A 26,608-nucleotide genomic window follows, 5' to 3' on the forward strand; every position below is an offset into this window, starting at 1 on the left:
ATGGCCGTCCCATCCGACCTGCAGTACACCTCCGATCACGAGTGGCTCTCCGTCGACGGCGACGTCGCGACGGTGGGCATCACCGCCTACGCCGCGGACAAGCTCGGCGACGTCGTCTTCGTCGAGCTGCCCGAGGCGGGCTCCCGCGTCGAGGGCGGCAGCGTCGTCGGCGAGATCGAGTCGACGAAGTCCGTGGGCGAGCTCTTCGCCCCGGTCGACGGCGAGGTCCTCGAGACCAACTCCGGCGTCGTCGACAGCCCCGAGCTCGTCAACTCCGACCCGTTCGGCGAGGGCTGGCTCATCAAGGTGCGCTTCGAGACGCTTCCCGACGGCCTGCTCGACGCCGCGGCCTACGGCGAGCTGGTCGGAGAGTAGATGTCGACCCTCCGCAACCCCTCCGAGTTCGAGTCCCGCCACGTCGGGACCGACGCCGATGCCCAGCGCACGATGCTGGCCGCCCTGGGCTACGACTCCGTCGACGCGCTGGTCACCGCCGCGGTCCCCGAGTCGATCCGCGTCCGCGACCTCGCCCCCGTGCTGCCCGCTCCCGCGACCGAGACCGAGGCGCTGGCCGAGCTGCGCGCCCTCGCCTCCCGCAACACGGTGCGCCGCCCGCTGATCGGCCTCGGCTACCACGGCACGCTGACGCCCGCGGTGATCAAGCGCAACGTCCTCGAGAACCCGAGCTGGTACACGGCTTACACGCCCTACCAGCCCGAGATCTCGCAGGGCCGCCTCGAGGCGCTGATCAACTTCCAGACGATGGTGTCGGACCTCACCGGTCTCGACACCGCCGGTGCGTCGATGCTCGACGAGGGCACCGCCATCGTCGAGGCGATGCTGCTGGCCCGGCGGGCCTCCAAGACGCGCACCGACGTCTTTCTCGTCGACTCCGACGCGCTGCCGCAGACCCTGGCACTGCTGCGCGGCCGGGCGGAGGCGGTCGGCATCCGCGTCGTCGAGCTGCCGCTCTCGCGCACCGACGCCGACGACGTGCCCGAGTGCTTCGGCGCGCTCGTGCAGTACCCCGGCGCCTCCGGGCACCTCTGGGACCCCTCCGCCGTGCTCGCCGCGGTGAAGGCCCACGGCGGCCTCGGAGTCGTCGCCGCTGACCTCCTCGCCCTCACCCTCGTCCGCTCTCCCGGCGAGCTCGGCGCCGACGTCGCCGTCGGCACGTCGCAGCGCTTCGGCGTCCCGATGGGCTTCGGCGGACCGCACGCCGGCTACCTGGCCGTCCGCAAGGGGCTCGAGCGCCAGCTGCCCGGCCGCCTCGTCGGCGTCAGCCAGGACGCGGACGGCCACCCCGCCTACCGCCTGTCCCTCCAGGCCCGCGAGCAGCACATCCGCCGCGAGAAGGCCACGTCGAACATCTGCACGGCGCAGGTCCTCCTCGCCGTCATGGCGGCCATGTACGCCGTCTACCACGGTCCCGACGGCCTGGCGCGGATCGCGGAGCAGGTGCACTCGCGGGCCTCGCTGCTCGCGCGCCTCCTGCTCGACCGCGGCCACTCCCTCCGCCACGCCGACTTCTTCGACACCGTCGCGGTCGTCGTGCCGCACGGGGCGGAGGCGGCGGTCGCCCGCGCCCGCGAGGCCGGCTTCGACGTGCGACTCGTCGACGCCGACACCGTGGCGGTGTCGCTCGACGAGACCGTGACGACCGCCGAGGTCGTCGCACTCGCCGTCGCGATCGGCGATCTCGACTCGGCGCACGGCTTCCTCGCCGCCTCCTCGCGCTCGATCCCCGTCGCGCTCGAGCGCGCGACGCCGTTCCTCGTGCACCCCGTCTTCAACACGCACCGCAGCGAGACGTCGATGATGCGCTACCTCAAGCGCCTGGCCGACGCCGACTACGCGCTGGACCGCGGCATGATCCCCCTGGGCTCCTGCACCATGAAGCTCAACGCCGCTGCCGAGATGGAGGCGGTCAGCTGGCCCGAGTTCGCGAACCTGCACCCGTTCGCGCCCGAGGCCGACGTGCAGGGCTCGCTCGCCCTCATCGACCAGCTCGAGCGCTGGCTCGCGCACCTCACCGGCTACGACTCCGTCTCGCTGCAGCCCAACGCGGGCTCGCAGGGAGAGCTCGCGGGACTGCTCGCGATCCGCGGCTACCACCGCGCGAACGGCGACCTGGAGCGCACCGTCTGCCTCATCCCCTCGAGCGCGCACGGCACCAACGCCGCCAGCGCGGTGCTCGCGGGCATGCGGGTCGTCGTCGTCGCCTGCGACGAGCTCGGCAACGTCGATCTGGACGACCTGCGCGCCAAGATCGGCGAGCACGCCCCGTCCCTCGCGGCGCTCATGATCACCTACCCGTCGACGCACGGCGTCTACGAGCACGAGGTCTCCGAGATCTGCCGCCTGGTGCACGAGGCCGGCGGTCAGGTGTACGTCGACGGCGCGAACCTCAACGCGCTGCTCGGCTTCGCGCGCTTCGGCGACTTCGGCGGCGACGTCTCGCATCTCAACCTGCACAAGACGTTCTGCATCCCGCACGGCGGGGGCGGCCCCGGAGTGGGACCCGTCGCGGCCAAGGCGCACCTCGCGCCGTTCCTGCCCGGGCACCCGCTCGCCCAGCGTCTCGAGCACGCTCTCGGCCAGAACGGCGAGACGGTCGTGCACGGCGGAGTCCCGGTTTCGGCCGCCCCCTACGGCAGCCCGGGCATCCTCCCCATCTCGTGGGCCTACGCCCGCATGATGGGCGAGGACGGACTGCGGGCCGCCACCGGTGCCGCCGTGCTCTCGGCCAACTATGTCGCCGCACGTCTGCGCGAGCACTTCCCGGTGCTCTACACGGGCGAGAACGGCCTCGTGGCGCACGAGTGCATCCTCGACATCCGCCCGCTCACCGCGGCGACCGGAGTCACGGTGGACGACGTCGCGAAGCGCCTCGTCGACTACGGCTTCCACGCGCCCACCATGAGCTTCCCCGTCGCGGGAACGCTGATGGTCGAGCCGACCGAGAGCGAGGACCTCGCCGAGATCGACCGCTTCATCGACGCGATGATCGGCATCAAGGCCGAGGCCGACCGCGTCGGCGCGGGGGAGTGGCCGGTGGACGACAACCCGCTGCGCAACGCCCCGCACACTGCGGAGTGCCTCGTCACGGGGGAGTGGACGCACCCGTACTCGCGCGAGGAGGCGGTCTACCCCGTCCGCTCTCTCGTGCGGGGCAAGTACTGGCCGCCGGTCCGCCGCGTCGACCAGGCCTTCGGCGACCGCAACCTGGTCTGCGCCTGCCCGCCCATCGAGGCCTTCGCCTGATCTGCCCGGCGCAACTGAGGCTGAGAGGCGCGACATCCCGACATCTCGGGAATCGCGACCTCTCAGCCTTACTTGTGCGGCTCCTCACTCCCTCACCTCCTTCCTGATCCCTCACATCCTCCACAGTTCGACCGCGGCCTCACCCTTCGAGATCGCCCGCGGCGCATCCTCGCTGCATGGACCTTGTGCACCTCGTTCTCACCGGCCTCGGCGGGATCGGCTCCGCAGCGCAGCTCGCCGCTGCCGGCTGCACACGGCACCATCTCGAGACGGCGGTATGCGAGGGCTCTGTGCTCCGCGTCCGACGCGGGTGGTTCGCTCTCCGGGGCGTCGAACCGGCCGAGATCGCCGCCGTCGCCGCAGGCGGTCTCCTCACCTGCGTCTCAGCGCTCGCGACTCGACGGGTGTGGGTTCTGGCTGAGGACGCGCTGCACGTCGCCGTTCGTCCGAATGCGGTGCGTTCGCCTTCGCGCGGCGTGCGCCTCCACTGGCGGGAGTGGCCCGGATGCGGTCCGGAGACGTCCTCTCGGGACGGCGTCCGTTCGAGCGTCCTGCACGTGGTCTCCTGCTTGCCGGAGGAGGAGGCCGTGATGGCTCTCGACTCCGTCGTCGAGAGGAGGCTCCTGCCCTACGGAGAGCTCATGGATCTCCGCGCACATGCACCTGCCGGTCGGCGGCGGGTGTTCGATCTCGTCGTGCCGGGATGCCAGTCGGGTCTCGAGACGAGGGCGCGTCTGGCAGGAGTCCGACTCAGAGTCCGAGTCCGCGCGCAGGTGTCCGTCGCCGGTGTCGGCCTGGTCGACAACGTCTTCGGCGACTGCCTCGCCGTCGAGACGGACGGCCGCGCGTTCCACAGCGGCTCGGCGCAGCTCGAGGAGGACTACCGACGCACCCTCGCTCTGCAGGCGAGGGGCTTCGTCGTCGTGCGGCTGTCGTCCCGTCAGGTGCTGCACCAGTGGACCGAGACCGAGACCGCGCTCGCCCTTCTCGTCGGACGCCGACAGCACGTGTGGACTCCATCTCAGCGCGCCCGACTGCAGAGAGAAGGGTGGCCGACGGATTACGAGTGAGACTGCGCGGATCGGTTGGGTCAGCCTTACTCCCGCGGCTCCGGAGCCGCGAACAGCTCCGGCCAGAGCGCCACCGCCAGCGGGTACCCGACGAACGACACGATGTCGATGATCGAGTGCGCGATCACGAGCGGCAGCGTGCGGCCGAAGCGCTGGTAGAACAGCCCGAACACGACGCCCATGATCACGTTGCCGATGAACGGCCCGATGCCCTGGTACAGGTGGTAGCTGCCTCGGAGCAGCGCGCTCGCGAAGAGGATCCGCCACCGACTCCAGCCCAGGTCGCCGAGGCGCGCGAAGAGGTAGCCGACGACGATCACCTCCTCCTGGATCCCGGCGCGGATCGCCGAGAGCACGAGAACGGGCACGGTCCACCAGTAGGCGTCGAGCGGCGAGGCGACCACCGCCACCGTCACGCCGAGCGCCCGGCCGAGCGCGTAGAGCCCGATGCCGGGGGCGCCGATGGCGATCGCGAGAACGGTGCCCGAGCCGAGATCGCGCAGCGGATGCCGCAGGTCGAGCCCGAGCCGGCCCAGCGGCCGTCCGGAGCTCTGCCAGAGCAGGAAGGCGCACAGCGCCACGGGGACGAGATCGAAGAACAGCGCGAGGAGCTGGTAGATCAGGTCGAACACCGGCCGGTCGCTGAGTGCTCCGTTCAGCGTCGCCGTCTGCTCCGAGAGAGCGACGTCCCGCGTCAGCCGGTTGGTGATCGACACCACGGAGTAGATCGCGGACGCCCCCAGCGAGAGGCCGAGGACGAGCAGGATCTCGGCCCGGATGCGCCCCCGCGACTGCACGGATCCTGTCAGTGGGGTGGACACTCCGTGGAACTCCTCTGGATCGATGCGTTGCGCAGAAGCGGCTCGAGACGCGGATTTCGTGCGGAAGAGCGCAAGGATTCCACCTCCCGGTTACCGCTGTGTAACGGTTTCCACATGCTTTTGTGCAGATAGCGAGCCGATACATAGTCTCGTCGATGGCACTTGCGCGGGGGCCAACAGTCTCCCGTGCGCCGAAGCCGTCGCCACGCGCGCGGCGACCACAGCATCCGGGAAATCACTTCCCGTGCGCCCTCACACCACTGGAGGAATAGTGAAAATCAGACGTTTCGGCCTCGGAGCTCTGGCGCTCGTCGCCGCGAGCACCCTGGTCCTCGCCGGCTGCAGCAGCTCGAGCGACGACGGTGGAGGAGATGCGGCCGGAGACTCCGCCGCGATCATCCTCACCAACGGCTCCGAGCCGCAGAACCCGCTGGTCCCGACCAACACCAACGAGGTCGGCGGCGGCAAGATCCTCGACGAGATCTTCGCCGGTCTCTACTACTACGACGCCGAGGGCGCGGCGCAGCCCGACCTGGCCGAGTCGGTCGAGTCGGACGACGCGCAGAACTACACCATCACCATCAAGCCCGGCCGCACCTTCACCAACGGTGAGGAGATCACGGCGCAGTCCTTCGTCGACGCCTGGAACTACGGCGCGAAGTACTCGAACGAGCAGCTCCAGAGCTACTTCTTCGAGGACATCGAGGGCTTCAGCTACGACGAGGACACCGAGCTCACCGGCCTGAAGGTCGTCGACGACACCACCTTCACCGTCGCGCTCTCGGCTCCCAAGTCGGACTTCCCGCAGCGCCTGGGCTACTCGGCCTACTACCCGCTGCCCAGCGTCGCCTACGACGACATGGACGCCTTCGGTGAGAACCCGATCGGCAACGGCCCCTACATGCTCGACGGCGAGGGCGCGTGGCAGCACGACGTCCAGATCGACCTGGTCGTGAACCCCGACTACGACGGACCCCGCGTCCCCGTCAACGGCGGCATCACCATCACGTTCTACGCGACCCAGGACGCGTCGTACGCCGACCTGCTCGCGGGCAACGTCGACGTGATCGACCAGATCCCGGACTCCGCGTTCGGCACCTTCGAGAGCGACCTCGGCGACCGTGCGGTCAACCAGGCCTCCGCCGTGTTCCAGTCCTTCACGATCCCGGAGCGCCTCGAGCACTTCAGCGGTGAAGAGGGCAAGCTGCGCCGCCAGGCCATCTCGATGGCCTTCGACCGCGAGCAGATCACCGACGTCATCTTCGAGGGCACCCGCACCCCCGCCTCCGACTTCACCTCCCCGGTGATCGACGGCTGGAGCGACTCCCTCGAGGGCGCCGAGGTGCTCGAGTACAACCCCGACGAGGCGAAGAAGCTGTGGGCCGAGGCCGACGCGATCTCCCCGTGGACGGGCACCTTCTCGATCGCCTACAACGCCGACGGCGGACACCAGGGCTGGGTCGACGCCGTGTCGAACGCGGTCAAGAACACGCTCGGCATCGAGGCCGTGGGCGAGGCCTACCCGACCTTCGCCGAGGCGCGCACCAAGATCGTCGACCGTTCGATCGAGACCGCGTTCCGCACCGGATGGCAGGCCGACTACCCGGGTCTGTACAACTTCCTGGGCCCGCTGTACGCGACCAACGCCTCGTCGAACGACGGCGACTACTCCAGCGCCGAGTTCGACCAGCTCCTCGCCGACGGGTCGGCCGAGACCGACCTCGAGACCGCGAATGAGGACTACCAGAAGGCTCAGGAGGTCCTGCTCCAGGACCTCCCGTCGATCCCGCTCTGGTACGCCAACGTGACCGGTGGCTACAGCGAGACCGTGTCCGACGTAGAGTTCGGATGGAACTCGGTTCCGCTGTTCTACCAGATCACCAAGAGCTGACATCAGACACGACGGGCGCTTCGCCCGCGGGGACGGCACGACCGTTCCCGCGGGCGGAGCGCCTTGTTCGGTCACGATCGAATGAGGTCCACCATGCGACACCGGAACAGGCAGGGCTGACGTGCTCGCCTACATCGTCCGACGCATCCTGCAAGCCGTCCCCGTCCTGATCGGGACGACGTTCCTGATCTACTTCATGGTCTTCGCCATGCCGGGGAACCCCCTCCTCGCCCTCTTCGGCGACAAGACCCCGAACGCCGCGCTGCTCGCGCGCCTCGAGGAGCAGTACCACCTGAACGAGCCGTTCATCGTGCAGTACCTCTACTACCTCGGCGGCGTCGTCCGCGGCGACTTCGGCATCTCCTTCTCGGGCCAGTCGGTGAACGACATCCTCGCCCGCACGTTCCCGGTCACGCTCACCCTCGCCATGATGGCGATCATCATCGAGATCGTCGTCGCTCTCACGATCGGCCTCATCAGCGGTCTGCGGAAGGGCTCGTTCTTCGACGCCAGCGCGCTCGTCGTGAGCCTCCTGCTGGTCTCGGTGCCGATCTTCGTCCTGTGTTTCATCGCGCAGTCCTTCTTCGCGGTGCAGCTCGGCTGGTTCTCGCCGACGGTGGGCGGCTCGCCGACGTTCGAGCGGCTCCTGCTCCCGGCCATCGTGCTCGCCCTGTTCGTCGTCGCCTCGGCCATCCGCCTCACCCGCGGCTCGGTCATCGAGACCGCCGGCTCCGACTTCGTGCGCACCGCGTACAGCAAGGGCCTCTCGCGCAAGCGCGTCGTGCCCGTGCACATCCTGCGCAACTCGCTGATCCCGGTCACGACCCAGTTCGGCGCCGACTTCGGCCTGCTGATCGTGGGCGCCACGGTCACCGAGGGCATCTTCAACGTTCCCGGAGTCGGGAACACGCTCTACCAGGCGATCATCCGAGGGGAGCGGCCGACCGTCGTCTCCTTCGTCACGGTCATGGTGCTGTTCTACCTCGCGGTGAACATCCTCGTCGACCTGCTCTACGCCGTACTCGACCCGAGGATCCGCTATGCCAAATGAGATGAACCGCGACGCCCCCCGTCGCATCGATCACTTCGTGGCACCGCTCGAGGAGACCCCGATCGCCTCGGTCGACGCCGTCTCGCTCGACGAGAAGCCCAGCAACCTCTGGACCGACGCCTGGCAGGACCTGCGCCGCCGGCCGATGTTCTGGATCTCGGGCGCCCTGATCGTGCTGATCGTCGCCGTCGCGCTGCTCCCGAACCTCTTCACCTCCATCGACCCCCGCGCCTGCGACCTCGGCTTCAGCAACCAGGGCCCCGGCGACGGCAGCCTTCTCGGCTACACGAAGCAGGGCTGCGACGTCTACGCGCGCATCGTCCACGGCACGTCGACGTCGCTCACCGTGGGTCTGATCGTCATCCTGATCACCACGATCACGGGTGTCATCGGAGGCGCGCTCGCCGGCTTCTTCGGCGGATGGGTCGACACCGTGATCATGCGCGCGGGCGACATCTTCTTCTCGATCCCCTACATCCTCGCCGCCGTCGTCATCATGTCGGTCTTCTCGGCGCACCGGAACGTGTTCGTCATCGCCCTGGCGATCGGCGCGTTCGCGTGGCCGACCACGGCCCGCGTCCTGCGGTCCGAGGTCCTGCGGGTCAAGCAGTCGGACTTCGTCGGAGCGGCGACCGCCACGGGCCTGTCCCGCATGGCGATCCTGTTCCGCCACGTCATGCCCAACTCCATCGCCCCCGTGATCGTCGTCACGACGATCTCGCTCGGCGCGGCCATCACCGCGGAGGCGACCCTGTCGTTCCTCGGCGTCGGCCTCCCCGGCTCCGTGATGTCGTGGGGCAACGACATCAGCCAGGCCCAGCGCGACCTGCGGACCAACCCGCAGACGCTGATCTACCCGTCCGCCGCGCTGACCATCACCGTGCTGAGCTTCATCCTCATGGGCGAGGCCCTGCGCGACGCGCTCGACCCGAAGGCGAGGGCCCTCCGATGACCGACTCGACCACTCCGAAGGGGCCCCTGCTCCAGGTCACCGACCTCGAGGTCGGCTTCCAGACCGGCAGCGGCCTGGTGCCGGCTCTGCGCGGCGTCAGCCTCACGATCGAGCACGGCCAGACCGTCGCCATCGTGGGGGAGTCGGGCTCGGGCAAGTCGACGACCGCCGCGGCGATCATCGGCCTGCTTCCGGGCTCCGGCAAGGTCACCGCCGGCTCCGTGCTCTTCGACGGGAAGGACCTCGCGAAGGCGACTCGCTCCGAGCTCGAGGACATCCGCGGCCGCCGCATCGGCTACGTGCCGCAGGACCCGATGTCGAACCTCAACCCCGTGTGGTCGGTCGGTTTCCAGGTCGAGGAGACCATCCGGGCGAACGGTCTCGCGACCGGCCGCAAGGAGGTGCGCGCCAAGGCGATCGAGGTGCTGCAGAACGCCGGTCTCGCCGACGCCGAGAAGCGGCTCAAGCAGTTCCCGCACCAGTTCTCCGGAGGCATGCGCCAGCGCGTCCTGATCGGCATCGGCCTGGCGGCGGCTCCCCAGCTCCTCATCGCCGACGAGCCGACCTCGGCCCTGGACGTGACGGTGCAGCGCAGGATCCTCGACCACCTCGAGACGCTGACGAAGACCGACGGCACCGCGCTGCTCTTCATCACGCACGACCTGGGCCTCGCCGCCGAGCGCGCCGAGAAGCTCATCGTCATGTACAAGGGCCGCATCGTCGAGTCGGGCGCCTCGGTCGAGGTGCTGCAGAACCCGCAGCACCCCTACACGCAGCGCCTGATCGCCGCCGCGCCGAGCCTCGCCTCGCGCCGCATCCAGTCCACGGCCGGTCGGGCCACGGAGGCGGTGCCCGGCGAATCCGCGGCCGTCGCCGAGGTCGACCTGGTCCGCGCGGCGGGCACCCACGCGGGCGCCCCGACGACGACGAAGCCGATGATCGAGGTCGAGAACCTGACCAAGGTCTTCAAGATCCGCCGCGGCGGGCTGAAGGCCGAGGACTTCACGGCCGTCGACGACGTCTCGTTCTCGATCCCCAAGGGCACCACCACCGCCCTCGTGGGCGAGTCGGGCTCGGGCAAGTCGACGATCGCGCGCCTCGTGCTCGGTCTCGAGACCGCCACGAAGGGTGCCATCTCGATCGACGGACGCCGCACTGAGAAGCTCCGCGGCAAGGAGATGCTGGCGCTGCGCCGCTCGATGCAGCCCGTGTTCCAGGACCCGTACGGCTCGCTCGACCCGCTGCACAACATCGGCAACACCATCTCGGAGCCGCTGCGGGTGCACAAGGTCGGCGATCGCGCCTCGCAGCGCGAGCGCGTCTTCGAGCTGCTCGACCAGGTCTCGCTCCCGCGCGTCATCGCCGGGCGCTACCCGAACGAGCTCTCCGGTGGTCAGCGCCAGCGCGTCGCCATCGCCCGGGCGCTCGCGCTCAAGCCCGAGATCGTCGTGCTCGACGAGGCCGTCTCGGCGCTCGACGTGCTCGTGCAGGCGCAGATCCTCCGCCTGCTCGCGGATCTCCAGGCCGAGCTCGGACTGACCTACCTGTTCATCACGCACGACCTCGCCGTGGTCCGCGTGATCGCGGACGACGTCTGCGTGATGCAGAAGGGCCGCATCGTCGAGCACGCGCCGACCGACACGGTGTTCGACTCCCCGCAGCAGGAGTACACCCGCGAGCTGCTCGCGGCGATCCCCGGCGCCGGGATCGAGTTCGCGGTCTGATCCGCCGCCGCGAGGGCCCCGTTCCGCGCCCGAGAGTCCCGTGTTCCGCGGGGTGATCGGACCGGATCGGGGCCCTCAGTCGTTCCGCGGCGCGCCTGCGGTACGATGGAGGGTCCCCCTTCATGCACGAGAACACGAGACGAGTCCGTTCACATGGCAAGTGCCACCCGCTCCGACCTGCGCAACGTCGCGATCGTCGCCCACGTCGACCATGGCAAGACCACTCTGGTCGACGCCATGCTCAAGCAGACGAACTCCTTCGACGCGCACGCCCACGTGGACGAGCGCGCGATGGACTCGAACGAGCTCGAGCGCGAGAAGGGCATCACGATCCTCGCGAAGAACACCGCGGTCTCGTACCGCGGCAAGCACGCGACCGACGGCCCCATCACGATCAACGTGATCGACACCCCCGGCCACGCCGACTTCGGCGGCGAGGTCGAGCGCGGCCTGTCGATGGTCGACGGCGTCTGCCTCCTCGTCGACGCGTCCGAGGGCCCCCTCCCGCAGACCCGCTTCGTGCTCCGCAAGGCGCTCGAGGCCAAGCTGCCCGTGATCCTGCTGGTCAACAAGACCGACCGCCCCGACGCGCGCATCGACGAGGTCGTCGCCGAGAGCCAGGACCTGCTCCTCGGCCTCGCCTCCGACATGGCGGACGACGTCCCCGACCTCGACCTCGACGCGATCCTCGACGTCCCCGTCGTCTACGCCTCCGGCAAGGCGGGCCGCGCGTCCTCGAACAAGCCCGAGAACGGCACGCTGCCCGACGCCGAGGACCTCGAGCCGCTCTTCGAGGCGATCCTCAAGCACATCCCGGCGCCGACCTACGACGACGAGGCGCCGCTCCAGGCCCACGTCACGAACCTCGACGCCTCGCCGTTCCTCGGCCGCCTCGCCCTGCTGCGCGTCTTCAACGGCAACATCAAGAAGGGGCAGACCGTCGCCTGGGTCCACCACGACGGCACGCACACCAACGCCCGCATCACCGAGCTGCTGATCACGAAGGCGCTCGACCGCTACCCGGCGGAGTCGGCCGGCCCCGGCGACATCGTCGCGATCGCGGGCTTCCCCGAGATCACCATCGGCGAGACCATCGCCGATCCGGAGGACATCCGTCCGCTGCCGGCCATCACGGTCGACGACCCGGCGATCTCGATGACCATCGGCACCAACACCTCGCCGCTCGTCGGCAAGGTCAAGGGCCACAAGCTCACCGCGCGCATGGTCAAGGACCGCCTCGACCGCGAGCTCATCGGAAACGTGTCGCTCAAGGTCCTCGACATCGGCCGCCCCGACTCGTGGGAGGTCCAGGGCCGAGGCGAGCTCGCGCTGGCGATCCTCGTCGAGCAGATGCGCCGCGAGGGCTTCGAGCTCACCGTCGGTAAGCCCCAGGTGGTCACCCGCCAGGTCGACGGCAAGACTCACGAGCCGTTCGAGCACCTGACGATCGACGCCCCGGAGGAGTACCTCGGAGCGATCACGCAGCTCCTCGCCGCCCGCAAGGGCCGCATGGAGAACATGGCGAACCACGGCACCGGCTGGGTCCGCATGGAGTTCATCGTGCCCTCGCGCGGTCTGATCGGCTTCCGCACCGAGTTCCTCACCACCACGCGCGGCACCGGCATCGCGAACGCGATCCTGCACGGCTACGAGCCGTGGGCCGGCGCCATCGTCACCCGCAACAACGGGTCGATCGTGGCCGACCGCACGGGTGTCGTCACTCCGTTCGCCATCATCGCGCTCCAGGAGCGCATGACCTTCTTCGTGAACCCCACCGAGGAGGTCTACGAGGGCATGGTCATCGGCGAGAACTCGCGCAACGACGACATGGACGTGAACATCACCAAGGAGAAGAAGCTGACCAACATGCGTCAGTCCACCTCCGACACGTTCGAGTCGATGACGCCGTCGCGTCAGCTGACGCTCGAGGAGTGCCTCGAATTCGCCCGTGAGGACGAGTGCGTCGAGGTCACCCCCGAGATCGTGCGCATCCGCAAGGTCGAGCTCGACGCCAACGCGCGCGCCCGCCAGACCAGCCGTCTGAAGAAGCAGGGCTGATCCCGCCGGGCGCCCTGCGCGCCCGCTCGGCTCGAGACCGGTCGGAGGTTCGCCTCCGGCCGGTCTTCTGCGTCCCGGCCGCCCACGCGAGCGGATCTCGATACGGCCACTTCGCGCCCTACTCGATCAGCAAGGAGCCGAGGATGCGTGCCCCCCTCCCCGTCATGCTGGTCGAGTAGCCGCGCAGCGGCGTATCGAGACCCAGGTTCTCCCGGAGTGGCGGATCTCGATCCGGCCGCTCCGCGGCCTACTCGATCAGCAGGGCGGGGAGCCGAGGAGTCGCCCCCGCCCTCTGCTGGTCGAGTAGCCGCGTCAGCGGCGTATCGAGACCCACGTGCTCCCGGAGTGGCGGATCTCGATACGGCCGCTCCGTGCCCTACTCGATCAGCAGGGCACGGAGCCGAGGAGTCGCCCCCGCCTCTGCTGGTCGAGTAGCCGCGTCAGCGGCGTATCGAGACCGACGTGCTCCCGGAGTGGCGGATCTCGATACGGCCGCTCCGCGGCCTCCTCGATCAGCAAGGCAAGGAGCCGAGGAGGGGAGCCCCCTCCGCGTCAGGCGAACAGCGCCGACCCCACGAAGTCGCCCTCGCCCCGTGCACCGGGCGGCACCGCGAAGATGGCCGAGCCGACGTGCTTGATGTACTCGTTCAGCGCGTCCTCCGAGAGCGACCGCTGCACCGTGACGAACTGCTCCGGCGACCGCTGGAACGACAGGAAGAAGAGCCCCGCGTTCAGGCGCCCGAGCTCGTCGTTGCCGTCGACGAAGTTGTAGCCGCGACGCAGCAGCCGCGCACCATTGTTGACCGACGGATGTGCGAGCCGCACGTGGGAGTTCGTGTCGACGAGCGGCGCTCCCGTGGCGCCGGTCGCGGCGAAGTCCGGCTCGGCGAACTCGTCTCCGCCCGAGAGGGGCGCGCCCGAGCCCTTGCTGCGGCCGATCACGCGCTCCTGCTCGCCGAGCTGGCTGTGGTCCCACGTCTCGATGATCATGCGGATCTTGCGCGCGACGAGGTAGCTGCCGCCGACGAGCCAGTCCGGCCCGTCCGACTCCTGCACCCAGACGTGCTCCTGGACCGCGTCGGTCTCCTCCGACTTCACGTTGGCCGTGCCGTCCTTGAACCCGAAGAGGTTCCGCGGCGTGGCCTGCGCCGTCGACGTCGAGGAGGTGCGGCCGAAGCCGAGCTGCGACCAGCGCAGCGACGCCCGGCCGAAGGCGATGCGGCTGAGGTTGCGGATCGCGTGCACCGCCACCTGCGGGTCGTTCGCGCAGGCCTGGATGCAGAGATCGCCGCCGCTCGCCGCCGGGACGAGCGCGTCGCCCCGGAATCGGGGGAGCGTCTCGAGGGTGGGCGGCCGCCGATCCGCGAGGCCGAAGCGATCGGCGCCGTCCGCGTCCACGAACAGTCCGGGGCCGAAGCCGAAGGTGATGGTCAGGGCCGTGGCGTCGAGCCCCAGCGCCTCGCCCGTGTCGTCGGGAGGGGCGGTGTCGGGGCCGCCCACGGCGCCCTCCTCGCTGACGTCGAGCCCGCGCGTCAGGCGCGACGCCGCGATCGTCCAGTCCTGCAGCAGCTCGATCAGCTCCTCGCGCGAGGTGCCCGAGGCGACGTCGAAGGCCGCGAAGTGGAGCCGGTCCTGCGCGGCTGTCGTGATTCCGGCCTGGTTCGCGCCGAAGAACGGCACGGTGCTCGACGCCCCGGAGGCGGTCGCGCTCGTCGCGGAGGCGACGGCGACGGTGCCGCCCACTCCCGCCGCGATGCCGGCCGTCCCCGCGGACACGAGACCGAGCAGCCCGCGCCGCGAGAGGCGGCGGGGCTGCTCGGCGGCGGCGGCGTCGGAGTCGACGTCGGCCGGGGCGTTCTGCTGGTCGTCCATCTACTCCGCGGGCTCCTCGACGCCCAGCACCGTGTGGGTCAGCTGCGAGAGCGGCTCGGACAGGGCGTTCACCTGGTCCGAGAGCTCCTTCTTCTGCTCATCGGTCACCGAGGAGTAGGAGACGAAGCCGGCGTCGATCGAGCCGTACTGGGCGAGCAGCGTGTCGAGGGCGGTGAACTGGGCCGTGATGTCGGCGGTCAGCTCCGCGCCCTCGTCGCCCGACGCGGTGGCGATGGGCTCGACATTGCCGAAGGCGACCTCGGCGCCCTGGACGTTCGCGGCGAAGTCCATCAGGTCGGTGCCCGACCACCAGTCCTCCTCGCCGGTGATCTTGCCGGCGGCGACCTCGTCGAGCAGACCGATGGCGCCGTTGGAGATGTCGCCCACCGAGACGGTGAAGTCGTCGGCGGTCACGAGGTCGTACAGGCTCTGCACGTCGTCGACGAGGCCCTGGCCGAACTCGGCGCGCTGCTCCGGGGTCGACGGAGCCCAGTCGAGGTACGCGCTCGTGCCGTCGGAGTTGAGCGCGTCCGGCGCCGGAACCCAGAGGTCCTTCTCGATGCGGTGGAAGCCCGTCCAGTCCAGGCCCTCGGCGACGGCGTCGACCTCGCGGTAGTCGATCTTCGGATCGAGATCTCCGAAGGCCTCCGCGGTCGGCTCGATGCGCTCGTAGAAGACGCGGGTCGGGGCGAAGAGGCTGCGGGCGGTCTCGTCGTCGCCGGCGGTGTACGCGTCGGCGAAGGCCTGCACGGCGGGGAGGAGCTCGCCGGCCTGGGACTTCACGTAGGCGACGTAGTTGGTGACGGCCGACTCGGTCGCGGCCTTCTCGTCGGCGGACTGCTCGGTCGCCTCGCCGCTGACCGTGAACTCCGCGAGTCCGATGGGAGCGCCGACCTGCTGGAACTTGCACGCGGTGTAGTAGGTGCCGGGCTCGAGCTGGGCGACGTACGACACCGTCTGGCCGGGAGTGACGTTCTCCTTCTCGCCGACGATGCGCAGCTTGTCGTCCGCGAGGATCTCGAACTCGTTGACGTCGGTGCCGTCGTTCTTGAGCGCGAAGGTGACGGCCCCGGCCTCGGCGGTCGCGGCAGAGACGTCGCACGACTCGTCGCTGATCGCGACGTCGAGCGCGGCGGACGAGGAGGCCGCGGTGTTCGGCACGCAGCCCGAGAGCGCGAGCGCGAGGACACCGGCGCCGGCGAGGCCGGACAGGGCGCGGGGGAGCGGGGAGCGACGGGGGAGTGCGCGCGAGGGCATGGTTCTCCTGGAGTAGAGGGCAGGACGCACCGGCGGAGCCGGAGTCAGACGGAGGTGGGAGCGGGGGTCGCGACCGGGGCCGCGCTGCCCCGACGCGGTCGGCGGAGCCGGACCTGGCGGACGAAGAGGAGGCCCACGACGGCGAGGTAGACCAGCCACGCGGCGAACTGCAGGGCGGTCGGCTCGGGCGTGTAGTTGAAGAGCCCGCCGAGGATCGCGGCGATCGGTGCGGGCACCACGGGGCCGAGGCTGAAGAGCGGAGCGCCCCAGCCGGGCAGGAGCGCCGCCTCCTGCAGGTCGCCGACCCCGTACGAGAGCACGCCCGCGGCGACCAGGATGAGGAAGCCGCCGGTCCAGGTGAAGAACCGGCCGAGATCGATCCGGACGAAGCCGCGGAAGATCAGATAGGCGATGACGACCGCCGAGAGGATCCCCAGGAGGGCGCCGATCGTGCCGATCCAGGCGTCCGCCCCGGAGGAGGCGCTGCTCGAGGACACGCTCGCCCACACGAACAGGGCGGTCTCGATGCCCTCGCGCCCCACGCTGACGAAGCCAAGGACCACGATGCCGAGCGCGGATCCGCCGACGGCCGCGTCGAGCCGCGACTCCAGCTCGCCCTTGAGGCTGCGGGCGTTCGCGCCCATCCAGAAGATCATCCAGGTCACGAGGCCGACGGCGAGGATCGAGAGCCCGCCGCCGAGCAGCTCCTGCGCCTGGAACGACAGTCCGTAGGGACCCCAGGTGAGGATCGCCCCGGTCACGAGCGAGATCGCGACGGCCGCGGCGATGCCGGTCCACAGGCGCGGCAGCACGTCGCGGCGCCCGAGCTTGGTCAGGTAGGCGACGAGGATGCCGACCACGAGGCCCGCTTCGAGGCCTTCGCGGAGGCCGATGAGGTAATTTGCGAGCACGCGTGTTTCTCTCGGTCGATCGCGGGGAGGGACGGGGACGACCCCCGCCCCGGGCCCGAACCTTCGGTAAGCCTTGCCTTACCGGAGTCGACTGTAGTGCTCTGCCCGATCGCCTGTCCAGAAGTGGCGCGGGACGCACCGGCGCGCCGAACGGAAGGTAGGAGTGTGGACGCGAGCCCAGTCGGAGCGGACGAGCGGATCGTGGCCGTCCACGCGCATCCGGACGACGAGAGCATCACCATGGGCGGGACCCTCGCGCACCTCGCGTCGCAGGGCGCCGCGGTGACGGTGGTCACCGCCACGCGCGGGGAGTGCGGCGAGGTGATCCCCGAGGACCTCGCGGCGCTCGAGGGCTCCGAGGATCTCGCCTCCCACCGCACGACCGAGCTGGTCGTCGCACTCACGGCGCTCGGAGTCGCCGATCACCGCTTCCTCGGCGCGGAGGGTGCGCGGGCGCGCGGCCTCGCTCCGCGCATCTACCGCGACTCCGGCATGCAGTGGGGGCCCGGCCGGGTCCCTGAGCCGCTCGAGCCCGTGCATCCCGCGGCTCTCACCGCCGGCTCGCAGGAGGAGCAGATCGCCGACCTGATCGCCGTGCTGCAGCAGACCCGCGCCGAGGTCGTCCTCTCGTACGACGAGGGGGGCGGCTACGGGCACCCGGACCACGTCCGCACGGCCGCGATCGCCCGGCAGGCGGCCGAGCTGCTCGGCCTGCGCTTCCTCGCCGTCCTTCCCGAGGACGCTCCCCCCGCGCCCGGAGACGTCGTCCTCGAGCTCAGCGATGACGACTGGGCCCGCAAGCGCGCCGCGCTCGAGGCTCACGGCACCCAGATCGTCGTCGAGGACGGGACGGCGAGGCTCTCGAGCGGTCCCGCGTTCCCCATCGCCCGCGTCGAGCGCTTCCGCCCGGCGTCCGTCGCCGCGGTCGAGGCGCCGATGGCCGACGAGCGCCCCGATCTGCGCTCGCGCGTCGTGTCCGGCGCCCTCTCGGTGCTCGTCGGCGCGGTCGTCGGAGCGATCACCACCGTCGCCCACCAGAGCACCGTCGTCGTCGGCGACGCCGTGCTGCCCGTGGGACTCGCCGCCTCCCTCGCCGCGGTGCTGCTGCTGCTCCTGGGCCTGCGGATCGTGATGGTGGACCGCTTCGTCGCCTTCTGCACGGCCATGGGGCTGCTGGGCGTCATCGGGCTGCTGGCGCTGCGCAGTGCCGGAGGATCCGTCCTGGTGCCGGCGAACGGCCTCGGCGTCGCGTGGACGTTCGTCCCCGCGCTCATCGCCCTCGTGGTGATCGCCTGGCCTCGGCTGCGACCGGCGTCCCCAGCGCCCTCGGAGCCGCGGAACCCCGCCGCGGGACTCGACGCCCCGTCGCTCCGCGTACGATAGAAGCCTCTGTTCGAAGGGACGCCACGACCGTGACCTACGTGATCGCACTTCCGTGCGTCGATGTCAAAGACCGCGCCTGCATCGACGAATGCCCGGTCGACTGCATCTACGAAGGCGAGCGCTCGCTCTACATCCACCCCGACGAATGCGTCGACTGCGGTGCCTGCGAGCCGGTGTGCCCCGTCGAGGCGATCTACTACGAGGACGACCTCCCCGAGGAGTGGTCCGACTACTACAAGGCCAACGTCGAGTTCTTCGACGAGATCGGCTCCCCGGGCGGAGCGGCGAAGGTCGGCGTGATCGCGAAGGACCACCCGGTCATCGCGGTCCTCCCGCCCCAAGGTCACTGAGCGGCCCTCCGGTGGCGCTCGGAGCCCTGCCCGACTACCCCTGGGACCTGATGGGTCCCGCGACGGCGCTCGCGTCCTCGCACCCCGACGGACTCGTCGATCTCTCGATCGGCTCGCCCGTCGACCCGACGCCCCCGCTCATCCGCGACGCCCTCGCGCGGGCGACCGACGCGCACTCCTACCCGACGACGGTCGGAACGCCCGCCCTGCGCGAGGCGATCTCGGCGTGGTTCGCGCGTCGCCGCGCGGTGACCGGGCTCGGAGTGGACGAGGTGCTGCCGACCATCGGCTCCAAGGAGCTCGTCGCCTGGCTGCCGTTCCTGCTGGGCCTCGGCGAGGGCGACGTCGTCGTCCATCCCCGCGCGGCCTACCCCACCTACGCGATGGGCGCCGCGATCGCGGGTGCCTCCGTCCTGGCCTCCGACGACCCCGACGAGTGGCCCGAGCGGACCCGCCTGGTCTGGCTGAACTCTCCCGGCAACCCGGACGGCGCGGTGCTCGACGTCCCCACGCTGCAGAGGGCCGTCGCCCGCGCCCGCGAGCTCGGCGCCGTCATCGCCGGCGACGAGTGCTACGCCGAGCTCGGCTGGGACGGCCGCTGGGCCGACGAGCCGATCCCGAGCATCCTCGACCCGCGGGTCGTCGGCGGCAGCCGCGAGGGCGTGCTGGGCGTCTACTCGCTCAGCAAGCAGTCGAACCTCGCCGGGTACCGCGCCGCGTTCGTCGCGGGCGACCCCGCTCTGATCGCCCGCCTCGTCACCGTGCGCAAGCACGCCGGCATGATCGTGCCCGGCCCGCTGCAGGAGGCGATGATCACCGCCCTGGGCGACGACGCGCACGTGACCGAGCAGAAGGAGCGGTACCGCTCCCGCCGCGACCGCCTGCGCCCCGCGCTCGAGGCCGCCGGCTTCCGCATCGACCGCAGCGAGGCCGGCCTCTACCTCTGGGCCACCGAGGGGCGGCCCGCCTGGGAGTCGATCGGGCGCCTCGCACGGATCGGCGTGCTCGCCGGACCCGGCGTCTTCTACGGCGACCACTTCACCGAGCACGTGCGACTGTCGCTGACCGCGACCGACGAGCGGATCGACGCGGCCGCGTCGCGCCTCTCCGCCGGTCTCTCGTAGAGCACGCCGCGGACGTCCCGCTGCCTTCTCCGGGACGGTCCTGGCGGTATCCCACAACGCCGGGCCCGGAGCGCTGGCCGGTGCAGCAGGTCCCCTGCTGTGCCCTTAGGCTGTAGGAGGTTCGGTCGATGTCGCCACACAACGGCGCCGGCTGCACCGCCCACACACCCGGCGCCGCCTGCTCCGTGCGAGCGCGCTGCCCGGGAGCGACCGTGACGACCTGGGAGGCGTTGTGACCGAATCCGGCACGCAGAGCGACGGAACCGCGACGGTGGAGGCACCGGAGCCCGCCACGGAGAGCGCGCCGGCTGCGGCCGAGGCCCAGCCCGAGAAGGTGACGCTCACGTTCGGCGACCGCACCGCCGACTTCCCGATCCTCCGCAGCGTCGACGGCGCCTCGAGCATCGACTTCTCGACCCTGACGAAGCAGACCGGCTTCATGTCGCTCGACTACGGCTTCGTCAACACGGCGGCGACCAAGTCGCAGATCACGTACATCGACGGCGACAAGGGCGTCCTGCGGTACCGCGGGTACCCGATCGAGGAGGTCGCGACGAACGCGACGTACCTCGAGGTGGCCTGGCTCCTCATCTACGGCGAGCTGCCCACCGCCGACGAGCTCGCGGGCTTCGACGAGCGCATCCGCCGCCACACGCTCCTCCACGAGGACCTCAAGCGCTTCTTCGACGCGCTCCCGCACAGCGCGCACCCCATGTCGGTGCTCTCCGCCGGAGTCTCGGCGCTGTCCACCTACTACGAGGACAGCTCGAACCCCAAGGATCCCGAGGCCGTCGAGCTCACGACGATCCGCCTGCTCGCGAAGCTGCCCGTCATGGCCGCCTACGCGCACAAGAAGAGCATCGGCCAGGCGTTCCTCTACCCCGACAACTCGCTGAGCTTCGTCGACAACTTCCTCCGGCTGAACTTCGGCACCATGGCCGAGCGGTACGACGTCGACCCGGTCCTCTCGAAGGCCCTCGACCGCCTGCTGATCCTCCACGAGGACCACGAGCAGAACGCGTCGACGTCGACCGTGCGCCTGGTCGGCTCGACCGAGGCCAACCTCTACGCGTCCGTCTCGGCCGGCATCAACGCCCTCTTCGGTCCCCTGCACGGCGGGGCGAACGAGGCCGTCCTGACGATGCTCGGCCGCATCCGCGAGTCGGGCGAGAGCGTCCAGACCTTCGTCGAGCGGGTGAAGAACAAGGAGGAGGGTGTGCGCCTGATGGGCTTCGGCCACCGGGTGTACAAGAACTACGACCCTCGCGCGAAGCTCGTCAAGGAGAGCGCCTCCGAGGTGCTGCAGGCCCTCGGAGTGAAGGACCCGCTGCTCGACATCGCCATGGAGCTCGAGGCCCTCGCGCTCGAGGACGACTACTTCAAGGAGCGCCGCCTCTACCCGAACGTCGACTTCTACACCGGAGTGATCTACAAGGCGATGGGCTTCCCGACCCGCATGTTCACCGTGCTGTTCGCGATCGGCCGCCTGCCCGGATGGATCGCCCACTGGCGCGAGATGAACATCGACAAGCAGACCAAGATCGGCCGCCCCCAGCAGCTCTACATGGGCGCCCCCGAGCGCCACTGGCCCACCGGCAGCTGACCCGCCGCCCCGATGCCGTCTCCGCCCCGCGGAGGCGGCATCGCCCGTTCGCCCGCTCCTTGCTGGTCGAGTAGCCCGCTTTGCGGGCGTATCGAGACCCGCGTCTCCTGGGGGCGGGGTCTCGATACGCCGTCTGCGACGGCTACTCGACCAGCAAAGGGGCCGTGCGCAGCGATCCGGCGGGCAGAGACGGGGTCCCGATCCGCCGTCTGCGACGGCTGCTCGACCAGCGAGGGGGGCGTGCGCAGTGGTCCGACGCGCAGAGGCGGGGTCTCGATCCGGCGTCTGCGACGGCTACTCGACCAGCGGTGGCTCCTCTGCTGGTCGAGCAGCCCGCTCGCGGGCGTCTCGAGCCCCCCGCGCCCGGCCTCAGGCGTGAAGCGCCGTGTTCAGCTCGATGCCCGCACCGGTGCGGGGAAGCACCTCCACCGCGCCCGTCAGCGAGTTGCGGCGGAACAGCAGGTTCGGCACGCCCGACAGCTCGACGGCCTTCACCGTCTGCGGGCGCCCGTCGGCCCGGGGCGCTCCTCCGACCACCACGACCTTCGTGCCCGCCGTCACGTACAGCCCCGCCTCGACGACGGAGTCGTCCCCGATCGAGATCCCGATGCCCGAGTTCGCCCCGAGCAGGGCGCGCGCGCCGATCGAGATCCGCTGCGTGCCTCCGCCCGACAGCGTGCCCATGATCGACGCGCCGCCGCCGATGTCGGAGCCGTCGCCGACGACGACGCCCTGCGAGATGCGGCCCTCGACCATCGAGCTGCCGAGCGTCCCGGCGTTGAAGTTCACGAACCCCTCGTGCATCACAGTCGTGCCCGGGGCGAGGTGCGCGCCCAGGCGCACGCGCGAGGTGTCCGCGATCCGCACCTTCGCCGGAGTCACGTAGTCGGTCAGCCGCGGGAACTTGTCGATCCCGGCGGCCTGGATGCCGTGCCGGCGCAGCGACGGGCGGAGCCGCGTGAACGAGTCGGGGGACACCGGTCCGGCGTTGGTCCAGACCACGTTCGGCAGGTGCGCGAAGATCCCGTCGAGGTTGACCGTGTTCGGCTGCACGAGCAGGTGCGAGAGCAGGTGCAGGCGCAGGTAGGCGTCCGAGGTCGAGGCCGGAGGCGAGGCGAGCTCGATCTGCAGGGTGACCACGTCGATGCGCACCTCGCGCCGCAGGTCCTCTCCCGCGAGCGACTCGAACTCGGCCGGGACGATCCACGGGTCGCGACCGGCGGGGATCGTGCCCAGGCGCGGCTCCGGGAACCAGGTGTCGAGGACGGTGCCGTCCGAGGCGATCGTGGCGAGCCCGTAGCCCCAGGCGGAGGCGGGCGCGGAGGAGTCGGCGGAGTGCTCGGGGGTCATGGCACCCAGGGTAGCGCGCGGTCCGCGGCCGCTACCCTGGGTGCCATGGCCGCTCCGCCCCCCGCCGCTCCGCCCCTCGTGAGGCTGGATCTCGCGTCCGATCCGATCGCGCTGACGCGGGTGCTGTGCGACATCCCGTCCGTCTCGGGGGAGGAGTCGGCGCTGGCCGACGCGGTCGAAACGGCGCTGTCCGCCTGCGATCACCTCGAGGTGATCCGCGACGGCGACACGGTCGTCGCGCGCACCTCGCTGGGCCGGGCGCAGCGCGTCGTCATCGCCGGTCACCTCGACACCGTCCCGATCAACGGCAACCTGCCCGTCGTCGACGAGAGCATCGACGGAGTCGAGTACCTGGTCGGGCGCGGCACCGTCGACATGAAGGCGGGGGTCGCCGTGCAGCTCGTGCTCGCCGCCGAGCTCGCTGAGCCCGCGGTCGACGTCACCTGGATCTGGTACGACAACGAGGAGGTCGCCTCCGACCTCAACGGCCTCGGACGACTCGCCCGCCACCGCCCCGACCTCTTCGCCGCCGACTTCGCCGTCCTGGGCGAGCCGACGAGCAGCGAGGTCGAGGGCGGCTGCAACGGCACCCTGCGCGTCGACGTCGTGACCCGCGGACTCCGCGCCCACTCCGCCCGGAGCTGGGTCGGCGAGAACGCGATCCACGCGGCCGCGCCGATCCTCGAGCGGCTCGCCGCCTACGAGCCGCGCGAGGTCGAGGTCGAGGGCCTGGTCTACCGTGAGGGCGTCAACGCGGTGCGGATCTCGGGGGGAGTGGCCGGCAACGTCATCCCCGACCTCTGCACGGTCCACGTCAACTACCGCTTCGCCCCGAACCGCACCGGTGCCGAGGCCGTCGAGCACCTCCGCGAGCTCTTCCACGGCTTCGAGGTCGAGGTCGTCGACCTCGCCGAGGGCGCCCGCCCCGGACTCGACGCGCCGCTCGCGCGGGCCTTCCTCTCCTCGGTCGGTGCCGAGGCGAAGCCGAAGTACGGATGGACGGATGTCGCACGCTTCTCGGCGATGGGTGTGCCGGCCGTGAACTACGGCCCCGGCGACCCCCTCAAGGCCCACGCCGACGACGAGCGCGTCGCGGTGCACGAGATCACGGCCTGCGCCGACGGTCTCCGCGGCTGGTTGAGCACCCCCGCGTGACCGCCGTCGCTCCGACGTCGACGTCGCGTCGGCGGGCCCGCCTCCGACTCGTCCCGTGGTGGGCGCGGGTGCTCGCCGTCTTCGTGCTCACGCGCCTGGTCACCACGGTGATCCTGCTGCAGTTCGCCGCGAACCAGGCCGCCAACTCCTGGACCGGCCCGTCCCCCTCCTACTCCGCCTTCGCCTCGATGTGGGACGGGCGCTGGTACGAGATCATCGCCCTCTCCGGCTACCCCTCCACCCTCCCGGTCACCGAGGCGGGCGAGATCGGCGAGAACGCCTGGGCGTTCATGCCGCTCTACCCCGCGGTGGTCCGCCTGCTCATGCTGGTCACGGGCCTCGGATGGGCGCCCGCCGCCGTCACCGTCTCGGTCGTCTGCGGGGCGGTCACCTCCCTCGTGCTCTACCGCCTCCTCCGGCACTCGCTCGACGAGACGCAGTCCCTCGTCGCCGTGCTGCTCTTTTGCGTCGCTCCCACCTCGCCCCTGCTGCAGCTGGCCTACGCCGAGTCCGCGGCGATGATGCTGACCGCGATCACCCTGCTGCTGCTCGTGCGTCGTCGGTACGCGCTGGTCTTCCCGGTCGTGCTGCTGCTCGGCCTCACGCGGCCGAGCGGGCTGGCCTTCGCGGCGGCGATGGGGCTCTACGTGCTCGTCCGCTTCCTCCGCCGCTCGCACGAGCCCTTCGAGCGCCGCGACTGGCTGCCGACCGTCGCGCTGACGGTCTGGGGCCTCGTCGTGGGCTTCCTCTGGCCGATCGCGGCGTGGGCGGTCACCGGCTCGATCACCGCGTACACCGACACCGAGCTCGCCTGGCGCTCGTCCTACATCGGCTACCAGGAGCTGTTCCCCTTCACCTCGTGGTTCCAGGGCGGGGCGTGGTGGGGCCAGTGGTGGTTCCAGTCGCCCGCCATCGGGATCGTGCTGGTGGTGCTGCTCGCAGCAGCCTCCGTCGGCGTCATGGCCTCGCCGTGGGTGCGCCGGCTCGACCTCGTCAGCCGCGCGTGGATCGCGGGCTACGCGGTGTACCTGTTCGCGTTCTTCTTCCCGCAGTCGAGCACGTTCCGGCTGCTCGGGCCGATGTTCCCGCTGGTCGGAGCACTCGCCGTGCCCCGATCGCCGCTCTTCCGGGTCGCACTGGTCCTGGCCGGGATCGGCGGTCAGATCCTCTGGATCTCCGCCTGCTGGGCCGTCGACGGCTACGACTGGACGCCCCCGTGATCGACGTCCCGCGGGCTCGCCGGAGAGCGCGATTTCTCGAACACCGCGGATGCACGATAATAGGGGGATACGTCACGAAAGGGGAACTCTATGGCGGCCATGAAGCCCAGGACCGGAGACGGACCGATGGAGGCTGTTAAGGAGGGTCGACTCATCGTCGTGCGCGTTCCGCTCGAAGGAGGCGGACGACTCGTCGTCTCGGTCAACGATGCAGAGGCGAAAGAGCTGCACGATGCTCTCGCATCGGTGGTGACCCCCGCCTGACGGCGGCACCACCGGCACCGTCGAGAACGCCCGTCGCACTCCGTGCGGCGGGCGTTCCCTCGTTCCGGGAGGGCTCGGGCGCGTCAGGCGCGGCGCTTGTTGGCCTGGAGAAGTCCGTCTCCGATGGGGGAGAGGATGCTCACCACGGCGGGCGACGCGCTGATCTCGGCGACCAGGGTGCGGAACGCCGACGCGATCTCGTCGCGCTGAGCCGGGTTCGAGACCCGTCCCCGCCAGAGGGCGTGGGGGATCAGCACGGTTCCGCCCGGGCGCACGAGCCGCAGCGCGTGCTCGACGTTCTCGATGACCTGGAGCGGATCGCCGTCGACGAAGACGATATCGTACGAGTTCTCGTTCATCCGGGGCAGCACCTCGAGCGCTCGGCCCGGGATGAGGCGGAGGCGGTTGGGGGACACGCCGGCCTCGTGGAACTGCGCTCGCGCGTGCTGCTGGTGCACCGCCTCGGAGTCGATCGAGGTCAGCATCGCCTCGGGGGCGCCGTCGAGCAGCCACAGGCCGCTCACTCCGGTGCCGGTGCCGATCTCGATGATCTGCGAGGCGCGCGCCGCCGCCGCGATGAGCGAGGACTGCGCCCCGATGGACGGCGAGACGGCGTCGATGCCCAGCTCGACCGAGAGGCGGCGGGCGGAGGCGATGGCCTCGGGCTCGACGACCGCGTCCTCGGCGTACTTCCAGTTGGCATCCTTGTCGGACACGGTCGAGCTCCTCTTGTCGGTGCGGTGGACGGATCGCGTCCGCGCAGGGCAAGGCTACGGTGGCGCGCGGGGTCGGTGACGCAGGCGCGGCGGGTTACTCTTGTCCCGTGTTCGGTTTGACGTTCGACAAGCTCCTCATCATCGGAGTGATCGCTGTCTTCGTGCTGGGCCCTGATCGCCTCCCGCACTACGCCGCGCAGCTGGGTCAGCTCGTGCGCAAGGTGCGCGGATTCGCCACGCAGGCGCGCGAGCGGGTCAAGGACGAGATGGGCGAGGAGTTCAACGAGGTCGATTGGCGGAAGCTCGATCCGCGCCAGTACGACCCTCGTCGGATCATCCGCGACGCCCTCCTCGAGGACGACCCCGTGCCCACCGTGAAGCCTCCGACGAAGGTCGGCGCGCCCATCACGACGGGGCCCGGCAGCCGGGCCTCGACGCAGGACAGCTATTACACGACGATGAAGCGCTCGCACGGCGAGGGGCAGCTCTCGACCGTCGCTCCGCCGCCCATCGACTCCGAGGCGACCTGACCCGAACGGCTCCCGTCGGCGACGGGTGAGCGGCCGGTCCCG

22 protein-coding genes are annotated in these 26,608 nt (G+C 70.5%); 16 read left to right on the forward strand and 6 right to left on the reverse strand.

Going from position 1 to position 26,608, the window contains the following annotated elements; translation table 11 throughout:
- The 3 genes from gcvH (at window position 1) to NB037_RS01265 (ending at window position 4,334) form a co-directional block, all read left to right on the forward strand.
- Complete coding sequence (gene gcvH / locus NB037_RS01255) at window positions 1–375, forward strand: glycine cleavage system protein GcvH (RefSeq protein ID WP_251942880.1); 375 nt, start codon at window positions 1–3, stop codon at window positions 373–375.
- Complete coding sequence (gene gcvP / locus NB037_RS01260; protein WP_251942882.1) at window positions 376–3,264, forward strand: aminomethyl-transferring glycine dehydrogenase; 2,889 nt, start codon at window positions 376–378, stop codon at window positions 3,262–3,264.
- Window positions 3,265–4,037: 773 nt separating this feature from the next.
- The gene (locus NB037_RS01265; protein WP_251942884.1) at window positions 4,038–4,334 is read left to right on the forward strand and encodes a DUF559 domain-containing protein; all 297 of its coding nucleotides are present in this window, start codon (window positions 4,038–4,040) and stop codon (window positions 4,332–4,334) included.
- 26 nt (window positions 4,335–4,360) lie between these two features.
- Here NB037_RS01265 and NB037_RS01270 read toward each other — a convergent pair whose 3' ends face one another.
- Window positions 4,361–5,155 (reverse strand): CPBP family intramembrane glutamic endopeptidase, encoded by a 795-nt coding sequence (locus tag NB037_RS01270; RefSeq protein WP_251942886.1) that lies wholly within the window; start codon window positions 5,153–5,155, stop codon window positions 4,361–4,363.
- 271 nt (window positions 5,156–5,426) lie between these two features.
- On the opposite strand from NB037_RS01270, the gene NB037_RS01275 reads away from it, so the two are divergent.
- The 5 genes from NB037_RS01275 (at window position 5,427) to typA (ending at window position 12,831) form a co-directional block, all read left to right on the forward strand.
- Window positions 5,427–7,046 (forward strand): peptide ABC transporter substrate-binding protein, encoded by a 1,620-nt coding sequence (locus NB037_RS01275; protein WP_251942888.1) that lies wholly within the window; start codon window positions 5,427–5,429, stop codon window positions 7,044–7,046.
- A 121-nt stretch (window positions 7,047–7,167) separates the two neighbouring features.
- On the forward strand, window positions 7,168–8,097 hold the full coding sequence (locus NB037_RS01280; RefSeq protein WP_251942890.1) for an ABC transporter permease: 930 nt from the start codon (window positions 7,168–7,170) through the stop codon (window positions 8,095–8,097).
- The gene (locus NB037_RS01285; RefSeq protein WP_242682847.1) at window positions 8,087–9,049 is read left to right on the forward strand and encodes an ABC transporter permease; all 963 of its coding nucleotides are present in this window, start codon (window positions 8,087–8,089) and stop codon (window positions 9,047–9,049) included. Before NB037_RS01280 ends, NB037_RS01285 begins: the two co-directional genes overlap by 11 nt.
- Complete coding sequence (locus tag NB037_RS01290; RefSeq protein ID WP_251942892.1) at window positions 9,046–10,773, forward strand: dipeptide ABC transporter ATP-binding protein; 1,728 nt, start codon at window positions 9,046–9,048, stop codon at window positions 10,771–10,773. The genes NB037_RS01285 and NB037_RS01290 overlap by 4 nt, the downstream gene beginning before the upstream one ends.
- 153 nt (window positions 10,774–10,926) lie before the next feature.
- On the forward strand, window positions 10,927–12,831 hold the full coding sequence (gene typA / locus NB037_RS01295) for a translational GTPase TypA (RefSeq protein ID WP_251942894.1): 1,905 nt from the start codon (window positions 10,927–10,929) through the stop codon (window positions 12,829–12,831).
- 552 nt (window positions 12,832–13,383) lie between these two features.
- On the opposite strand, the gene efeB is transcribed toward typA, so the two are convergent.
- Genes efeB through efeU form a run of 3 tightly spaced genes read right to left on the reverse strand, consistent with a single transcriptional unit; the run spans window position 13,384 to window position 16,871 of the window.
- Window positions 13,384–14,703 (reverse strand): iron uptake transporter deferrochelatase/peroxidase subunit, encoded by a 1,320-nt coding sequence (gene efeB, locus NB037_RS01300; protein WP_251942896.1) that lies wholly within the window; start codon window positions 14,701–14,703, stop codon window positions 13,384–13,386.
- Window positions 14,704–15,960 (reverse strand): iron uptake system protein EfeO, encoded by a 1,257-nt coding sequence (efeO, locus tag NB037_RS01305; RefSeq protein WP_251942898.1) that lies wholly within the window; start codon window positions 15,958–15,960, stop codon window positions 14,704–14,706. It lies immediately after the preceding gene.
- A gap of 44 nt (window positions 15,961–16,004) precedes the next feature.
- A complete protein-coding gene (gene efeU, locus NB037_RS01310; RefSeq protein ID WP_251942900.1) occupies window positions 16,005–16,871 on the reverse strand; it encodes an iron uptake transporter permease EfeU in 867 nt (288 codons plus the stop codon).
- Window positions 16,872–17,036: 165 nt separating this feature from the next.
- Between efeU and NB037_RS01315 the strand changes: the two genes are divergently transcribed.
- The 4 genes from NB037_RS01315 to NB037_RS01330 all read left to right on the forward strand — a co-directional run bounded on the left by NB037_RS01315 (window position 17,037) and on the right by NB037_RS01330 (window position 21,331).
- On the forward strand, window positions 17,037–18,254 hold the full coding sequence (locus tag NB037_RS01315) for a PIG-L family deacetylase (RefSeq protein ID WP_251942901.1): 1,218 nt from the start codon (window positions 17,037–17,039) through the stop codon (window positions 18,252–18,254).
- Between the two features lie 29 nt (window positions 18,255–18,283).
- Window positions 18,284–18,604 (forward strand): ferredoxin, encoded by a 321-nt coding sequence (fdxA, locus tag NB037_RS01320; RefSeq protein ID WP_056866806.1) that lies wholly within the window; start codon window positions 18,284–18,286, stop codon window positions 18,602–18,604.
- Window positions 18,605–18,615: 11 nt separating this feature from the next.
- Window positions 18,616–19,728 carry a succinyldiaminopimelate transaminase gene (gene dapC / locus NB037_RS01325; RefSeq protein WP_308202030.1) on the forward strand — a complete coding sequence of 371 codons (1,113 nt, stop codon included), beginning with the start codon at window positions 18,616–18,618 and terminating at the stop codon, window positions 19,726–19,728.
- A gap of 334 nt (window positions 19,729–20,062) precedes the next feature.
- Complete coding sequence (locus NB037_RS01330) at window positions 20,063–21,331, forward strand: citrate synthase (protein WP_251943062.1); 1,269 nt, start codon at window positions 20,063–20,065, stop codon at window positions 21,329–21,331.
- A 369-nt stretch (window positions 21,332–21,700) separates the two neighbouring features.
- Here the strand turns inward: NB037_RS01330 and dapD are convergent, their stop codons facing one another.
- A complete protein-coding gene (gene dapD / locus NB037_RS01335; protein ID WP_251942902.1) occupies window positions 21,701–22,681 on the reverse strand; it encodes a 2,3,4,5-tetrahydropyridine-2,6-dicarboxylate N-succinyltransferase in 981 nt (326 codons plus the stop codon).
- Window positions 22,682–22,726: 45 nt separating this feature from the next.
- On the opposite strand from dapD, the gene dapE reads away from it, so the two are divergent.
- The 3 genes from dapE (at window position 22,727) to NB037_RS01350 (ending at window position 25,320) form a co-directional block, all read left to right on the forward strand.
- Window positions 22,727–23,836: a succinyl-diaminopimelate desuccinylase gene (dapE, locus tag NB037_RS01340; RefSeq protein ID WP_251942904.1), complete on the forward strand. Its 1,110-nt coding sequence runs from the start codon at window positions 22,727–22,729 to the stop codon at window positions 23,834–23,836.
- Entirely contained in the window at window positions 23,833–25,056 is a 1,224-nt protein-coding gene (locus NB037_RS01345; protein WP_251942907.1) for a putative hexosyltransferase, read from the forward strand. The genes dapE and NB037_RS01345 overlap by 4 nt, the downstream gene beginning before the upstream one ends.
- A gap of 90 nt (window positions 25,057–25,146) precedes the next feature.
- Window positions 25,147–25,320: a DUF3117 domain-containing protein gene (locus NB037_RS01350; RefSeq protein WP_077221916.1), complete on the forward strand. Its 174-nt coding sequence runs from the start codon at window positions 25,147–25,149 to the stop codon at window positions 25,318–25,320.
- Window positions 25,321–25,403: 83 nt separating this feature from the next.
- Here NB037_RS01350 and NB037_RS01355 read toward each other — a convergent pair whose 3' ends face one another.
- Complete coding sequence (locus NB037_RS01355; protein WP_207403007.1) at window positions 25,404–26,036, reverse strand: O-methyltransferase; 633 nt, start codon at window positions 26,034–26,036, stop codon at window positions 25,404–25,406.
- Window positions 26,037–26,143: 107 nt separating this feature from the next.
- On the opposite strand from NB037_RS01355, the gene NB037_RS01360 reads away from it, so the two are divergent.
- Window positions 26,144–26,566 carry a twin-arginine translocase TatA/TatE family subunit gene (locus NB037_RS01360; RefSeq protein WP_251942908.1) on the forward strand — a complete coding sequence of 141 codons (423 nt, stop codon included), beginning with the start codon at window positions 26,144–26,146 and terminating at the stop codon, window positions 26,564–26,566.
- Window positions 26,567–26,608: the final 42 nt, after the last annotated feature.

The sequence above is a fragment of the Rathayibacter rubneri genome (assembly GCF_023743255.1).
Taxonomy (GTDB): Bacteria; Actinomycetota; Actinomycetes; order Actinomycetales; family Microbacteriaceae; genus Rathayibacter; species Rathayibacter rubneri.

Coding starts and splice junctions, on each gene's coding strand:
- dapE (WP_251942904.1), top strand. CDS start 22,727: ATGGCCGCTCCGCCCCCCGCCGCTCCGCCCCTCGTGAGGCTGGATCTC.
- efeB (WP_251942896.1), bottom strand. CDS start 14,703: ATGGACGACCAGCAGAACGCCCCGGCCGACGTCGACTCCGACGCCGCC.
- gcvH (WP_251942880.1), top strand. CDS start 1: ATGGCCGTCCCATCCGACCTGCAGTACACCTCCGATCACGAGTGGCTC.
- typA (WP_251942894.1), top strand. CDS start 10,927: ATGGCAAGTGCCACCCGCTCCGACCTGCGCAACGTCGCGATCGTCGCC.
- gcvP (WP_251942882.1), top strand. CDS start 376: ATGTCGACCCTCCGCAACCCCTCCGAGTTCGAGTCCCGCCACGTCGGG.
- dapD (WP_251942902.1), bottom strand. CDS start 22,681: ATGACCCCCGAGCACTCCGCCGACTCCTCCGCGCCCGCCTCCGCCTGG.
- efeO (WP_251942898.1), bottom strand. CDS start 15,960: ATGCCCTCGCGCGCACTCCCCCGTCGCTCCCCGCTCCCCCGCGCCCTG.
- NB037_RS01290 (WP_251942892.1), top strand. CDS start 9,046: ATGACCGACTCGACCACTCCGAAGGGGCCCCTGCTCCAGGTCACCGAC.
- NB037_RS01285 (WP_242682847.1), top strand. CDS start 8,087: ATGCCAAATGAGATGAACCGCGACGCCCCCCGTCGCATCGATCACTTC.
- NB037_RS01350 (WP_077221916.1), top strand. CDS start 25,147: ATGGCGGCCATGAAGCCCAGGACCGGAGACGGACCGATGGAGGCTGTT.